We start from the raw sequence: 13,319 nt of genomic DNA, 5'->3' as shown, positions 1-13,319 counted from the left end.
ATTTATAAATAAATTATTTCATCTGATATGTCATCTAAAAAATCTTCATGAGTAGCTATAATAAAATAAAATCTTTCTAAAGACCGTTCTATAAGCTTTTTTATTTTTTTTATTTCCTCATCATCTAGCATATCAAAAGGTTCATCCATCAGTATTACATCAGCCCCGCTCAAAAATCCCATCTCAATTGCTAATTTTTTCAACTCACCACCAGATAACTCATAAACAGACTTATTTTTATAATATTCTTTTATATAATTTATCCCTAAAAGTTTAAAATCATCTTCAATCACACCTGTAACAAAGTTAAAAGTGCTATTTGCATGTAAATAGTAAAACTTTTCAGGATTAATTTCTATTTGATCTTTTAACAACTTAATATCACCAGAAAATGGCTTTAAAAAACCATAAATCAATTTCAGTAAGGTTGTTTTACCTGAGCCAACATCCCCTTTAATTAGTAATACATTTTTAAATTTAGCTTGTACATTTAAATTTTCAAAAATGACTTTTTCATAATTGTAGTAAAAAGATAGATTATTTATAAAAAGAGAAAGAGGGTGTTTCACCCTCAATTATCCTTGATTTTCAGCAGATTCTTTACTTTCTTCTTGTTTTACTTCTTCAGACTCTACAAATTCTATAATAGCCATTCTGGCATTATCACCTCTTCTAAAACCTGTCTTAATAATGCGAGTATAACCACCTGGTCTATTTTTATATTTCGGTGCAATTTCGTCAAATATTTTATGAACAGCTGTTTTATTCGGTAACCTTCTAAGAGCTAATCTTCTTGCAGCCAAATCACCTTTTTTACCAAGAGTAATTAATGGCTCAACAAACCCTCTCAATACTTTGGCTCTAGTTAATGTAGTCTCAATTCTACCATTATTTACTAATGAAATTGTCATATTTCTAAGCATAGCAACTCTATGTGCAGTAGGACGTCCTAACTTTTTACCTGCCTTTCTATGACGCATCTTCTTCTCCCTCAACATCTTTTTTAATATAACCTACAGCCTCTAAATCCATGCCGAGGCTTAAACCTAACTCAGCCAACACTTTCTTAATTTCTTCCAAAGATCTTCTACCAAAATTCTTAGTTTTTAAAAGCTCTGCATCAGTTTTTTCACAAAGGTCAGCAAGTGTCTTAATATTAGCATTTTTCAAACAGTTATATGCTCTGACAGACAATTCTAACTCTTCTATACTTTTATCTAAAAGTTCAAGAATATAGCTATTATCCTCTTTCTCTTCCTCTTCTATATCATCATATACTGGTTCATCAAAATTTATAAAAAATTCCATTTGATCCTTAATAATTTTAGCTGCAAAAGCAATAGCATCAATTGGTTTAATTGACCCATCAGTTTCTAATTCGAATATCAACCTATCATAATCTGTACTTTGCCCCACTCTTGCATTTTCTACTACATAATTTACCTTTTTTATTGGAGTATAAATTGCATCCACAGGGATCACATCAACATCGTCAAATTTATCTTTAAGCTCTTCAGAAGGAACATATCCAATACCACGCTCTAAATATAGCTCCATATACACTTCAGTCTCAGGATTAGTTATAGTTGCAATATGCTGATCTGGATTTAAAACTATGACACTACCATCACTTTGGATGTCCTTTGCAGTTATTGCACCTTCACCTTTTTTATGTATATACACTCTCTTTAATGTATGTTCTAACAAATTCAACTCTAATTGCTTAATATTAAGAATTATATCAACAACATCTTCAAGAACACCATTGATTGTATCATACTCATGATGTACTCCATCTATCTTAACACCCACTACTGCAGTCCCTTCAATTGTAGAAAGCAAAACTCGTCTCAGCGAATTACCAATAGTGATTCCAAAACCTCTTTCATAAGGTTCAATAACAAATTTCGCATATCTATCTGTTACCTCACCTACCTGCTCTATTTTTTTAGGTTTCATCACCTTTCTAAAATCCATTAAAACCATTAGGTTTCCTCCAGTTATCTTACTTAGAATACAACTCTACTATCAAGTGTTCCTGAACCTCGTAATTTATATCACTTCTTACAGGCAATCTGTTAACAGTTGCCTTAAAATTTGCTTTATCCAAACTTATCCACTCAGGTAAACCTCTACCTTCTGCCGTTTCTAAAGCAGATTTAATTGCTTCTATATCTCTACTCTTTTCTTTTACTTCTATTACATCACCAACCCTACATAAAAATGAAGGGATATTGACTTTTTTCCCATTTACTAAAAAGTGATTATGTCTAACTAATTGTCTTGCTTCTTTTCTACTTCTAGCAAACCCAGATCTATAAACTATGTTATCAAGCCTTCTTTCAAGCAATTGTAAAAGATTTTCACCAGTAATCCCTTGCATACGAGTAGCTTTATCAAAATATCTTCTAAACTGTCTTTCTAAAACACCATAAATTCTTTTAACTTTTTGTTTTTCTCTAAGCTGTAAACCATAATCTGAAAGTTTTCTATTTACCTGGCCATGTTGACCTGGAGGATAACCTTTTTTCTCAAAAGCACATTTATCTTTAAAGCATCTTTCACCTTTTAAATATAACTTCATTCCTTCACGCCTGCAAAGCTTGCAGACTGGTCCTGTATACCTAGCCAATTTTAACCTCCATTACACTCTTCTTTTCTTTCTTGGACGACAGCCATTATGAGGGATAGGTGTAACATCCCTTATAACAGTTATCTTAATCCCAGCTGCCTGAATAGCCCTAATTGCGCTTTCTCTACCAGCACCTGGTCCTTTAACATTAACTTCAACTTCTCTAACACCATTTTCAACAGCTTTCTTGGCAGCACTTTCTGCAGCTAATTGAGCTGCGTATGGAGTTGACTTTCTAGCATTCTTAAAACCAACTGTCCCACTTGAATCCCAGCAGATCACATTACCATTTACATCTGTAAAGGTTATAATTGTATTATTAAAAGTTGATTTAATATGAGCAATCCCTTTAGGTATATTTCTTTTTTCTTTTTTCTTCCTTGGCCTTGCCATTTCTCCTCCAAATTACTCTTTATATTATTTTCTCTTTATTCCACGCTTACCAGCTAAACCACGCCTAGTTCTTGCGTTACTTCTTGTTTTTTGACCTCTACAAGGCATATTATTCTTATGCCTATACCCTCTGTAGCAATTAATTTCCATCAACCTTTTAATATTTAACCCAATCTCTTTTCTAAGTTCCCCTTCAACTTTTAGGTTAGTATCAATATATTTCCTAATTGATGAAATTTCCTGCTCTGTAAGCTCACCTATTCTCTTATTAGAATCAATCCCTGTTTCTTGAATAATCTTTTTGGCAGTACTTCTACCAATACCATAAATATAAGTTAAGCCTATTTCTACTTTCTTATTATTAGGAACATCGACCCCTGCTATTCTTGCCACAAACTTCCTCCTTTAACCTTGTCTTTGCTTATGTCTAGGATTTTCACAAATAACTCTTACAATACCTTTTCTTTTAATTACCTTACATTTACTACAAATAGGCTTTACACTGGCTCTTACCTTCATACTACTCTCCTACTTATGTCTGTATATTATTCTTCCTCTTGTTAAATCATATACTGATATTTCAACAGTCACCTTATCACCAGGTAATATTCTTATATAGTTCATCCTCATTTTACCAGATAAATGAGCAAGTACAGTATGCCCATTTTCTAACTTAATCTTAAACATTGCATTTGGAAGTGCCTCAACAACAGTTCCCATTACTTCGATAACATCCCCTTTTTTACTCATAACACCCTTTCATATAAGGTTAATATTTCAGCCCCATTATCAGTTAAGGCTACAGTATTCTCATAATGTGCTGCTAAACTGCCGTCTTTTGTTACGGCCGTCCAGCCATCCTCGAGGGTTATAATTTCATAACTTCCTTCAACAACCATAGGTTCTATTGCTAACACCATGCCAGCTCTTAATCTTGCGCCGCGATTCGGTTTCCCATAATTTGGGATAGTAGGATCCTCATGTAAACTTCTACCGATGCCATGTCCAAAAAAATCTCTAATTACATTAAATCCATTTGTTTCAACATATTGTTGAATAGCATGTGATATATCCTGCAATCTATTACCAACTTTAGCTTTCTTAATCCCTTCAAAAAAAGATTCTTTAGTTACTTCTACAAGCTTTTTAGCTTTCTTAGATACCTCACCTACCATATAAGTCCTTGCAGCATCACCATGAAATCCATCTTTATATGCACCTACATCCACACTAACAATATCCCCTTCTTTAATTACATAATCTGAGGGGATACCATGAACGATAACCTCATTCACCGATACACATGTTGTTGCTGGATACCCTCTATAATTTTTAAAAGAAGGTATCGCAGAGCGTTTATTTATAATAGTTTCTGCAAAATTGTCAATATCTTTTGTCTTTATACCTGGTTTTATATAATCTTCCAGTTTTTCAAGCACTTCTTTTACTACATCACAAGCTATTTTTATCTTTTCAATTTCACTCTTAGTTTTTAATATTATCATTTTGTTAAAATACTTTTAATTTTTTCATATACCTCATCTGGATGTTTTGTACCATCAATTTCGTAGTATTTGCCAGAATTACTGTAGTAGGTTTTAAGCTGCTCTGTTTGCTCGTGGTAAACTTTTAATCTTTTATTTATTGTTTCTTCCTTATCATCATCTCTCTGAACTAAATTTGAGCCACATATATCACATATGTTATCTACTTTTGGTGGATTATATTTTAAATGATAAGCAGCTCCACATTTTGAGCAACTTCTTCTCCCAGTTAACCTTTCTAATATTAATTCATCAGGTACTTCTAATGCAATGATGTGTGTTAACTCTATATTCAAATCATTTTTTAGCATATCATCAAGAGCTTCAGCTTGTGCTATTGTCCTAGGAAATCCATCTAATATAAAACCATTTTTACAATCATCTTGTTGTAATCTTGCTTTAACAATACCAATGATTACATCATCTGGTACCAATTTCCCTTCATCCATATATTTTTTTGCTAATTTACCCAATTCACTACCTGTTTTAACTGCATTTCTCAATATATCTCCTGTAGATATTTGAACTATATTAAACTCATGCTCAATCTTATTTGATTGAGTACCTTTACCTGCTCCTGGAGGCCCCAAAAACACAATATTAATCATACGTATCCTCTCCCTTTTATTTTACCACTTTTTATAAATCCATCATAATTGTGTGATATTAAATGGGATTCTATCTTTTGCATTACATCAAGACCCACACCAATAACAATCAATAAACTTGTTCCGCCAAAATAAAAAGGCATATTAAACTGCCTTATTATTATTTGAGGCAAAATTGCAACAATTGCCAAATATATTGCACCTACAAAAGTTAATCTTGATAAAACATAATCGATAAATTCAGCAGTAGGCTTTCCTGGTCTTTTACCAGGAATAACACCATGACTTTTTTCTATATTATCAGCAATATCATCTGGATTGAAAATAATTGAAGTATAAAAATAAGTAAAAAAAACTATTAATCCAATATAAATTATATAATAAACTATCGAACTTGGGGAAAAATAATAACCAATTTTTGCAATTATAGGATTATTCGCAAATGTTGACAAAGTACTTGGAAAAGCCACAACTGATGCTGCAAAAATAATAGGTATTACTCCTGCGGGATTTAGTCTAATAGGTAAATATGAATTAGCAACATTGCTTCTCATTCCAGCATAAGTTCCCCGTCTTACATACTGAATAGGGATTCTCCTATATGATATTTCCATAAATATAACAGCAGCAGTAACAGCTAAAATAATTATTAAAACAACTATTAATGTAATTATTTGAAGTTCACCTGTCTGTAGCAACCTTATAGTATTTATCACAGCTGTTGGAAAACTCGCAATAATACCAGCAAATATTATTATTGATATACCATTACCAATCCCTTTTTCTGTTATTTTTTCACCTAACCACATTAAAAAGATTGTTCCAGTAGTTAGTGTAATCATTGTAGTGAATCTAAATCCCCATCCAGGAAATAGAACTACATTACTTCCATTTGGAGCAGTCATCGCTTCTAAACCTATTGCTATACCTAATCCCTGTATAGCACTAATTAACACAGTACCGTATCTAGTATATTTTGTAATTTTTTCCCTTCCTTGAGAACCCTGCTTTTTTAGTTCAGCTAAAGTTGGAGATACTACAGTTAATAACTCTAAAATAATTGCAGCTGATATATAAGGCATTATACCTAAACCAAAAACCGTTAAACGCTGTAATGCTCCCCCAGTGAACATATCAAAGAAACCAAGTAATGTCCCTGTTTGCCTAGCAAAAAATTGTGCAAGAGCATCAGCATTTATGCCTGGAGTTGGTATGTGAGCTCCAATTCTATAAACTACTAATAAAAAAAGGGTAAATAATACCCTTTTTCGTAAATCTGGTATGGAAAATATCTCTTCTATCTTTTTCATTATAGATTACTCCAGAATTTTTATCTCTCCACCAACCTTCTTAACCTTTTCTGCAGCAGAAGCAGAAATTTTATTTACTTCTAATATTAGTTTCTTAGTCAATTCACCATTACCTAAAATTTTAACGCCATCTTTATTCCCTTTAATCAACCCTTTTGATTTTAATGATTCTGCATTAACTACATCACCATCATTAAATTTCATCTCAAGCTGATTCAAATTCACAATTTCATAAACAGTAGCAAATTTTTTATTTGAAAAACCTCTTTTTGGTAATCTTCTGTACAATGGCATTTGGCCACCTTCAAATCCTGGCCTTACTCCACCGCCAGATCTTGCTTTCTGGCCTTTAGTACCTTTACCTGCGGTAGTACCCAAACCGCTACCTGTACCTCTACCAACTCTCTTTTTATCTTTTTTTGATCCCCTTGCAGGTCTCAAATCATGCAATTCCATATATTCACCCCTTAACTGATTATTTCTTTTATTGTTTTACCTCTCAGCTGAGCTACTTGTTCTAGTGTCCTCATCTTTTTAAATCCATCCATAACTGCATATAGCATATTTAAAGGGTTTCTACTTCTTATAGATTTTGCAAGTATATTTTGAACACCAGCTAACTCAAATAGAGCACGAGTAACACCACCTGCAATTATACCAGTACCAGGTGCAGCTGGTTTTATAATTATCTCTGATGCTCCAAATTTCCCTACAACTTCGTGAGGAATTGTACCTTTAACCACTGGTACTTCAACTATATTTTTCTTAGCTGCTTCTAAGGCTTTTCTAATAGCATCAGGCACTTCTCTAGCTTTTGCATGTCCAATCCCAACTCTACCATTATAATCACCAACAATTACAGTTGCTGTAAACCTAAATATTCTACCACCTTTTACAACTTTTGTTACTCTTCCTATATGTACTACTTTATCAACTAACTGTTTTTCATTCATAGCCTGCCTTTCCTCCTATTAAAATTCAAGCCCTGCTTCTTTTGCAGCTTCTGCTAAAACTTTAACTCTACCATGGTAAATATATCCACCTCTATCAAATACAACTTTTTTAATCCCTTTAGCTAACGCTCTTTCAGCAACAAGTTTCCCAACCTCTTTTGCTGATTCTAAATTTATTCTACCCATAAACTTTGACTTTAATTCAGGTTCTAATGAACTTGCTGCGACTAAAGTATTTCCTGTAGTATCATCAATAACCTGAACATAAATATATCTATTACTTTTAAATACACACATTCTTGGTCTTTCAGGAGTACCAAAAACCTTCTTTCTAATTCTTTTATGTCTTTTTATTCTTGCATCATTTCTACTCAATCTTGCCACCTTAACACCCCTTATTTAGCTGATTTTCCAGCTTTTCTTAGGATATATTCACCTTCGTATCTTATACCCTTACCTTTGTATGGCTCTGGCTTTCTAATACTTCTTATGTTAGCAGCAACCTGACCAACTAATTGTTTATCAATACCTTTAACTACTATTTTTTGTGGATTCTCAACAACAAATTCGATACCCTCAGGTGGTTCTATAACTACAGGGTGAGAAAAACCAAGAGATAGATCTAAAGCTTTCCCTTTCAACGCAGCTCTATATCCAACACCCACTATCTCCAATCTTTTCTCAAACCCTTTTGTAACACCTTCAACCATATTATTTATTAGGCTTCTATACAAGCCATGTAGAGATCTTGATAGTTTTGTATCATCTACTCTTTTAACTAGGATCTCATTATCAGATATTTCAATTTTTATATTCGGATGCAGCTTTTGTTCTAACTTCCCTTTAGGCCCTTCAACAACAATTTTATCTTTATCTAAATTAATCTTAACACCGCTTGGTATGTTTATTGGTTTTTTACCTATCCTTGACATTTCCCTCTCCTACCATACCTGGCATATATATTCGCCGCCAATTTTTTCTTTAATACATTGCTTCACAGTTTTTATACCCTGGGAAGTAGAAACTATACCTGTTCCCAAACCACCTAAAACAGGTTTTAAGTTTTTAGATTTTACATAAACTCTTCTACCAGGGGTACTAACCCTTTTTAAGCCCCTTATTACAGACTCACCATTAGCATCATACTTTAAGTAGACTAAAATATTCTTCTTAGTACCCTCTGTTAAAACACGATAATTTTTAATATACCCCTCTTCTTTCAAAATATTAACAATAGCCTCTTTTAATTTTGAATGAGGTATAACTACTTCTTCTTTTTTTACCATAGTTGCATTTCTGATTCTTGATAACATATCAGAAATAGGATCAGTCATTACCATATTCTCTCTCCTTTTGTAATCGATATCCTATGTGCTACCAACTTGCTTTTCTTACACCAGGGATTAAACCCTCAGATGCTAATTTTCTAAAGCAAATTCTACACATATTAAATCTTCTTATAAAAGCCCTTGGTCTGCCACAAATTGGGCATCTATTATACTCTCTAACTTTAAATTTCTTCTTTTTAAATGCACTATAATATTTTGCTTTTGTAGCCACTATCCATCCTCCTCACTATTCTGCAAAAGGCATTCCTAAAGCTCTTAAAAGTTCTCTTGCTTCTTCATCAGTTTTTGCAGTGGTTGTTATAATAATATCCATACCGCGAATTTTATCTATTTTGTCATAATCTATTTCAGGAAATACAATTTGCTCCTTTAAACCAAGAGCATAATTTCCTCTACCATCAAATGACTTTGGATTAACGCCTCTAAAATCTCTAACCCTTGCAAGTGCAATATTAAAAAGTCTATAAAGAAAATCGTAAGCTCTTACACCTCTTAAAGTTACTTTACAACCGATAGGCATACCTTCTCTTAATTTAAAACCTGCAATAGATTTTTTAGCCCTAGTAATAACAGGTTTTTGACCAGCTATTAGCATCATATCATTTACAGCATTCTCTAATACTTTTGGATTACTAATAGCTTCCCCAACACCCATGTTTAAAACTACTTTTTCAATTTTGGGGACTTGCATAATATTTTTATAACCAAACTTTTCCATCAAATAAGGGATAACTTCCTTTTTATACTTTTCTAAAAGCACGCTCATATTACCACTCCACTAATCTTTATCTACAACTTCACCACAGCTTTTACAAAACCTCTGTTTTTTACCATCTTCTAAAACCTTGTAACCTAACCTTACACCCTTATCACATTTTTTACATAAAAACATAACATTTGATATATCTATTGGCATCTCTTTTTCTATAATTCCACCATCAGGGTTAAGAGGGTTTGGTTTCATATGTCTTTTTACTACATTAACATTTTCAACTATAACTTTCCCTTTTTTTCTATCAACCTTTAATATTTTCCCTCTTTTACCTTTATCTTTACCAGTTATAACCACAACTTCATCATCTTTTTTTATCTTATACTTAACAGCCATTTAGTTTCCTCCTACAGAACTTCAGGTGCCATTGAAACTATCTTAAGGAAACCTTTTGCTCTAAGTTCCCTTGCTACTGGCCCAAAAACCCTTGTACCAATAGGCTCAAGGTTTTTATTTAAAAGTACAGCTGCATTTTCATCGAATTTTATATAAGTACCATCAGGGCGTCTTCTCTCTTTTGTAGTTCTAACTACAACAGCTTTAACTACAGAGCCTTTTTTAATATTACTATCAGGTATTGTGGATTTTACACTAGCTACAATAACATCTCCAACAGTAGCATATTTTTTCTTTGATCCACCAAGAACTTTTATACACATTATCTCTTTCGCACCTGAATTATCTGCTACTTTTAATCTTGTCTGCATCTGAATCATATGCTACTCCCTAATCATTTAAACTTGCTGGTCTTTCTACAATTTTACTTACACGCCACCTTTTACGTTTACTAAGTGGCCTTGTTTCTATAATTTCAACAACATCCCCAATTCTACATTCATTATTTTCATCATGGGCCATAAATTTTTTACTTCTCTTAATAAACTTATGATACTTAGGGTGTAATTTTAATGTTTCTACTTTCACTACAACCGACTTATCCATCCTATCACTAACAACTACACCCCTTCTAATTTTTCTTCTTATTTTACTTTCCATTTTGCCCCTCTAACTCATATTCTCTTAAAATGGTTTTAATTCTAGCTATATCTCTTCTAACTTCTCTAATTTGTGCAGTATTTTCTAAATCCCCAGTAGCCAATTTAAATCTTAACCTGAACAAATTTTCCTTGAGCTCAAGCTCTTTCTTTTTAAGCTCATCTATACTGAGCTTTCTTAATTCTGAAGCCTTCATTATTTTTCCTCCTTCTCAAAGTCAGATTTTTTTACAAAACGACATTTAACAGGTAATTTGTGAGAAGCGAGTCTGAAAGCTTCACGAGCTTGAGCCTCAGTTACTCCTGAAATCTCATATAGCATAGTTCCTTCTTTTACAGGAGCTACATAATATTCTACTGCACCTTTACCTTTACCCATTCTTGTTTCAGCAGGCTTTTTTGTAACAGGCTTATGAGGGAATATTCTAATTATTAATTTACCACCTCTACGAACATACCTTGTAATTGCAATCCTAGCAGCTTCGATCTGCCTACTAGTAATTTTCCCTTTTGACATTGCTTGTAAACCATATTCTCCAAATTCAATTTTATTTCCTTTTGAAGCTTTCCCTTTAATTCTGCCTTTAAATACTTTTCTATATTTTAATCTTTTAGGCATTAACATCGCTATCTACTCCTGCAGCAATTTTATCTTTATCTTCAATTACTTCACCTTTAAATATCCAAACTTTTACACCAATAATTCCGTAAGTAGTTTGTGCCTCAGCAAAACCATAATCTATATCAGCTCTTAAAGTCTGCAATGGCACTCTACCTTTTATATACCACTCTGTTCTTGCCATTTCAGCACCAGCCAACCTACCAGAACAAGCGATTTTAATCCCTTGAGCACCGCCTTTTAATGCTTGTAAAACTGCCCTTTTCATTGCCCTTCTAAATGCTACTCTTCGCTCAATTTGCATAGCAACATTTTCAGCTACTAATTGAGCATCTATTTCAGGTTTTTTTACCTCCCTGATAACTAATATCACATCATTATCTGTTAATTTCTTTAATTCATTTTTTAAATTTTCAATCTCTGCACCTTTTTTACCTATCACTATACCTGGTCTACTTGTATTTAAAATTATCCTAACTTTTGAACCCATTCTTTCTATTTGTATATTTGATAGACCAGCCTGCTTTAATCTCTTTTTTAGAAAATCTCTAATTTTAAGATCTTCCATTAATTTTTCTCGATATTCTTTTTTCCCAAAAAACCATACCGACTTCCAATCTTTATTAATACCTAATCTAAAACCGATAGGATGAACCTTCTGACCCACTATTCACCTCCAACTATTCAGCCAGAACAATTGTAATATGGCTGGTCCTTTTTCTAATTAATGTAGCTCTACCGTATGCTCTTGGCATGTATCTCTTCCATGTAGGACCACCATCAACTCTGATCTCTTTAATGTAAAGCTTAGAAACATCTTTTACACCATGATTTTCTTCAGCATTCGCCATTGCTGATTTCAACACTTTCGCTATCATCCCAGCAGCTTTTTTATTTGTAAATTTTAAAATGGCCATTGCTTCTTCGACATTTTTGCCTCTTACTAAATCAGCCACTGCTCTTGCTTTTCTTGGTGATATCCTAAAATACTTACCAACTGCCTTTGCAACCATAGGATTCCTCTCTATCTGCCTTTAACTTTTTTATCATCTTTTTTATGGCCTTTAAATGTCCTGGTAAATGAGAACTCGCCTAATTTATGTCCAACCATATTTTCTGTTACATATACAGGAACAAATTTTCTTCCATTGTGAACAGCAAATGTTAACCCAACCATCTCAGGGATAATTGTACTTCTTCTAGACCAGGTCTTAATTACTTTTTTATCCCCTGATTCCTTTGCTGCCAACACCTTTTTCAACAAATGCTTATCAACAAATGGTCCTTTTTTTGATGACCTAGGCACTCTTTCCTCCTTTATTTACGCCTGGATATAATATATTTATCCGAAGGTTTATTTTTCTTACGAGTTTTGTAACCTTTTGTTGGTTTACCCCATGGAGTAACTGGATGTCTACCACCTTTAGACCTACCTTCACCACCACCGTGAGGGTGATCAATTGGGTTCATAGCAGTACCTCTTACAGTAGGTCTAATTCCTAACCATCTACTTCTACCAGCTTTTCCAATCTTAATATTCTCATGATCAGGATTTGATACTTGACCAATTGTAGCTTTGCATTCAGCAAGTATCAACCTAATCTCTCCAGATGGTAATCTAACATGGCAGTATTTACCTTCTTTTGATAATAATTGAGCATAAGTACCAGCAGATCTTGCAAGCTGCCCACCTTTACCTGGCCTCATCTCAACATTATGTATAACAGTACCCACAGGGATATCTTTTAATTTTAAAGCATTACCTGGCCTAATATCAGCACCTTCTCCACTTAACAAATTATCACCAACTTTTATCCCTATCGGTGCAATAATATATCTTTTTTCACCATCAGCATAAGCAAGCAGTGCAATTCTTGCACTCCTATTAGGGTCATACTCTATAGACTTAACAGTAGCAGGGATACCATCTTTATCCCTTTTAAAATCGATTATTCTATATAATCTTTTATGTCCACCACCTTTATGCCTTACTGTTATACGACCATAATTATTTCTTCCAGATTTTTTCTTTAATGATACAACAAGTGACTTTTCTGGTTCTGTCTTAGTTATTTCACTAAAATCAGAACCAGTCCTAAATCTTAAACCAGGTGATGTTGGTTTATATGTCTTAATTCCCATTA

Annotated in this window: 27 protein-coding genes; all 27 read right to left on the bottom strand. The window is 33.3% G+C overall.

Features of this window, described 5'->3' with window-relative positions; translation table 11 throughout:
• Positions 1–2: 2 nt before the first annotated feature.
• The 27 genes from OWM07_RS02875 to rplB are packed head-to-tail and all read right to left on the bottom strand — an operon-like array spanning position 3 to position 13,317.
• Positions 3–569, bottom strand: a complete 567-nt coding sequence (locus OWM07_RS02875; protein WP_423302160.1) for an ATP-binding cassette domain-containing protein — start codon at positions 567–569, stop codon at positions 3–5.
• A 6-nt stretch (positions 570–575) separates the two neighbouring features.
• Positions 576–980 carry a 50S ribosomal protein L17 gene (gene rplQ / locus OWM07_RS02870; RefSeq protein WP_423302159.1) on the bottom strand — a complete coding sequence of 135 codons (405 nt, stop codon included), beginning with the start codon at positions 978–980 and terminating at the stop codon, positions 576–578.
• Positions 970–1,986 carry a DNA-directed RNA polymerase subunit alpha gene (locus OWM07_RS02865; protein ID WP_423302158.1) on the bottom strand — a complete coding sequence of 339 codons (1,017 nt, stop codon included), beginning with the start codon at positions 1,984–1,986 and terminating at the stop codon, positions 970–972. Before OWM07_RS02865 ends, rplQ begins: the two co-directional genes overlap by 11 nt.
• A 19-nt stretch (positions 1,987–2,005) precedes the next feature.
• Positions 2,006–2,632 carry a 30S ribosomal protein S4 gene (gene rpsD / locus OWM07_RS02860; protein WP_423302157.1) on the bottom strand — a complete coding sequence of 209 codons (627 nt, stop codon included), beginning with the start codon at positions 2,630–2,632 and terminating at the stop codon, positions 2,006–2,008.
• 12 nt (positions 2,633–2,644) lie between these two features.
• Positions 2,645–3,025 carry a 30S ribosomal protein S11 gene (gene rpsK, locus OWM07_RS02855; protein ID WP_423302156.1) on the bottom strand — a complete coding sequence of 127 codons (381 nt, stop codon included), beginning with the start codon at positions 3,023–3,025 and terminating at the stop codon, positions 2,645–2,647.
• Positions 3,026–3,049: 24 nt separating this feature from the next.
• Positions 3,050–3,418, bottom strand: coding sequence for a 30S ribosomal protein S13 (gene rpsM, locus OWM07_RS02850; protein ID WP_423302155.1), 369 nt, complete (start codon positions 3,416–3,418; stop codon positions 3,050–3,052).
• 12 nt (positions 3,419–3,430) lie between these two features.
• Positions 3,431–3,544 (bottom strand): 50S ribosomal protein L36, encoded by a 114-nt coding sequence (gene rpmJ / locus OWM07_RS02845; protein WP_423302154.1) that lies wholly within the window; start codon positions 3,542–3,544, stop codon positions 3,431–3,433.
• A gap of 9 nt (positions 3,545–3,553) precedes the next feature.
• On the bottom strand, positions 3,554–3,775 hold the full coding sequence (gene infA, locus OWM07_RS02840; protein WP_423302153.1) for a translation initiation factor IF-1: 222 nt from the start codon (positions 3,773–3,775) through the stop codon (positions 3,554–3,556).
• Positions 3,772–4,530 carry a type I methionyl aminopeptidase gene (gene map, locus OWM07_RS02835; protein WP_423302152.1) on the bottom strand — a complete coding sequence of 253 codons (759 nt, stop codon included), beginning with the start codon at positions 4,528–4,530 and terminating at the stop codon, positions 3,772–3,774. Before map ends, infA begins: the two co-directional genes overlap by 4 nt.
• Positions 4,527–5,177 (bottom strand): adenylate kinase, encoded by a 651-nt coding sequence (locus tag OWM07_RS02830; protein ID WP_423302151.1) that lies wholly within the window; start codon positions 5,175–5,177, stop codon positions 4,527–4,529. The genes map and OWM07_RS02830 overlap by 4 nt, the downstream gene beginning before the upstream one ends.
• Positions 5,174–6,487, bottom strand: coding sequence for a preprotein translocase subunit SecY (gene secY / locus OWM07_RS02825; protein ID WP_423302150.1), 1,314 nt, complete (start codon positions 6,485–6,487; stop codon positions 5,174–5,176). The genes OWM07_RS02830 and secY overlap by 4 nt, the downstream gene beginning before the upstream one ends.
• A gap of 6 nt (positions 6,488–6,493) precedes the next feature.
• Positions 6,494–6,943 (bottom strand): 50S ribosomal protein L15, encoded by a 450-nt coding sequence (gene rplO / locus OWM07_RS02820; RefSeq protein WP_423302149.1) that lies wholly within the window; start codon positions 6,941–6,943, stop codon positions 6,494–6,496.
• An 11-nt stretch (positions 6,944–6,954) separates the two neighbouring features.
• On the bottom strand, positions 6,955–7,440 hold the full coding sequence (gene rpsE, locus OWM07_RS02815) for a 30S ribosomal protein S5 (protein WP_423302148.1): 486 nt from the start codon (positions 7,438–7,440) through the stop codon (positions 6,955–6,957).
• Positions 7,441–7,458: 18 nt separating this feature from the next.
• Positions 7,459–7,824 (bottom strand): 50S ribosomal protein L18, encoded by a 366-nt coding sequence (gene rplR, locus OWM07_RS02810; protein ID WP_423302147.1) that lies wholly within the window; start codon positions 7,822–7,824, stop codon positions 7,459–7,461.
• A gap of 11 nt (positions 7,825–7,835) precedes the next feature.
• Entirely contained in the window at positions 7,836–8,372 is a 537-nt protein-coding gene (rplF, locus tag OWM07_RS02805) for a 50S ribosomal protein L6 (protein WP_423302146.1), read from the bottom strand.
• A gap of 9 nt (positions 8,373–8,381) precedes the next feature.
• Positions 8,382–8,780 carry a 30S ribosomal protein S8 gene (rpsH, locus tag OWM07_RS02800; protein ID WP_423302145.1) on the bottom strand — a complete coding sequence of 133 codons (399 nt, stop codon included), beginning with the start codon at positions 8,778–8,780 and terminating at the stop codon, positions 8,382–8,384.
• A 34-nt stretch (positions 8,781–8,814) separates the two neighbouring features.
• Positions 8,815–9,000, bottom strand: coding sequence for a type Z 30S ribosomal protein S14 (locus OWM07_RS02795; protein WP_423302144.1), 186 nt, complete (start codon positions 8,998–9,000; stop codon positions 8,815–8,817).
• Positions 9,001–9,015: 15 nt separating this feature from the next.
• On the bottom strand, positions 9,016–9,555 hold the full coding sequence (gene rplE, locus OWM07_RS02790) for a 50S ribosomal protein L5 (protein WP_423302143.1): 540 nt from the start codon (positions 9,553–9,555) through the stop codon (positions 9,016–9,018).
• A gap of 12 nt (positions 9,556–9,567) precedes the next feature.
• The gene (gene rplX / locus OWM07_RS02785; protein ID WP_423302142.1) at positions 9,568–9,897 is read right to left on the bottom strand and encodes a 50S ribosomal protein L24; all 330 of its coding nucleotides are present in this window, start codon (positions 9,895–9,897) and stop codon (positions 9,568–9,570) included.
• Between the two features lie 11 nt (positions 9,898–9,908).
• Positions 9,909–10,277, bottom strand: coding sequence for a 50S ribosomal protein L14 (gene rplN, locus OWM07_RS02780; protein ID WP_423302141.1), 369 nt, complete (start codon positions 10,275–10,277; stop codon positions 9,909–9,911).
• 10 nt (positions 10,278–10,287) lie between these two features.
• A complete protein-coding gene (gene rpsQ, locus OWM07_RS02775; RefSeq protein ID WP_423302140.1) occupies positions 10,288–10,557 on the bottom strand; it encodes a 30S ribosomal protein S17 in 270 nt (89 codons plus the stop codon).
• Positions 10,547–10,756 carry a 50S ribosomal protein L29 gene (rpmC, locus tag OWM07_RS02770; protein ID WP_423302277.1) on the bottom strand — a complete coding sequence of 70 codons (210 nt, stop codon included), beginning with the start codon at positions 10,754–10,756 and terminating at the stop codon, positions 10,547–10,549. Before rpmC ends, rpsQ begins: the two co-directional genes overlap by 11 nt.
• Positions 10,753–11,181, bottom strand: coding sequence for a 50S ribosomal protein L16 (rplP, locus tag OWM07_RS02765; protein WP_423302139.1), 429 nt, complete (start codon positions 11,179–11,181; stop codon positions 10,753–10,755). The genes rpmC and rplP overlap by 4 nt, the downstream gene beginning before the upstream one ends.
• On the bottom strand, positions 11,168–11,842 hold the full coding sequence (gene rpsC, locus OWM07_RS02760; RefSeq protein ID WP_423302138.1) for a 30S ribosomal protein S3: 675 nt from the start codon (positions 11,840–11,842) through the stop codon (positions 11,168–11,170). The genes rplP and rpsC overlap by 14 nt, the downstream gene beginning before the upstream one ends.
• Positions 11,843–11,855: 13 nt before the next feature.
• Complete coding sequence (gene rplV / locus OWM07_RS02755) at positions 11,856–12,188, bottom strand: 50S ribosomal protein L22 (protein ID WP_423302137.1); 333 nt, start codon at positions 12,186–12,188, stop codon at positions 11,856–11,858.
• 11 nt (positions 12,189–12,199) lie between these two features.
• Positions 12,200–12,481 (bottom strand): 30S ribosomal protein S19, encoded by a 282-nt coding sequence (gene rpsS / locus OWM07_RS02750; protein WP_423302136.1) that lies wholly within the window; start codon positions 12,479–12,481, stop codon positions 12,200–12,202.
• An 11-nt stretch (positions 12,482–12,492) separates the two neighbouring features.
• Positions 12,493–13,317, bottom strand: a complete 825-nt coding sequence (rplB, locus tag OWM07_RS02745) for a 50S ribosomal protein L2 (RefSeq protein ID WP_423302135.1) — start codon at positions 13,315–13,317, stop codon at positions 12,493–12,495.
• Positions 13,318–13,319 lie beyond the last annotated feature (2 nt).

The organism is Deferribacter thermophilus (assembly GCF_049472675.1).
Classification (GTDB): Bacteria; Chrysiogenota; Deferribacteres; order Deferribacterales; family Deferribacteraceae; genus Deferribacter; species Deferribacter thermophilus.
The sequence above is the reverse complement of the archived record's forward strand: the minus strand, read 5'-3'. Positions and strand labels throughout refer to the sequence as shown.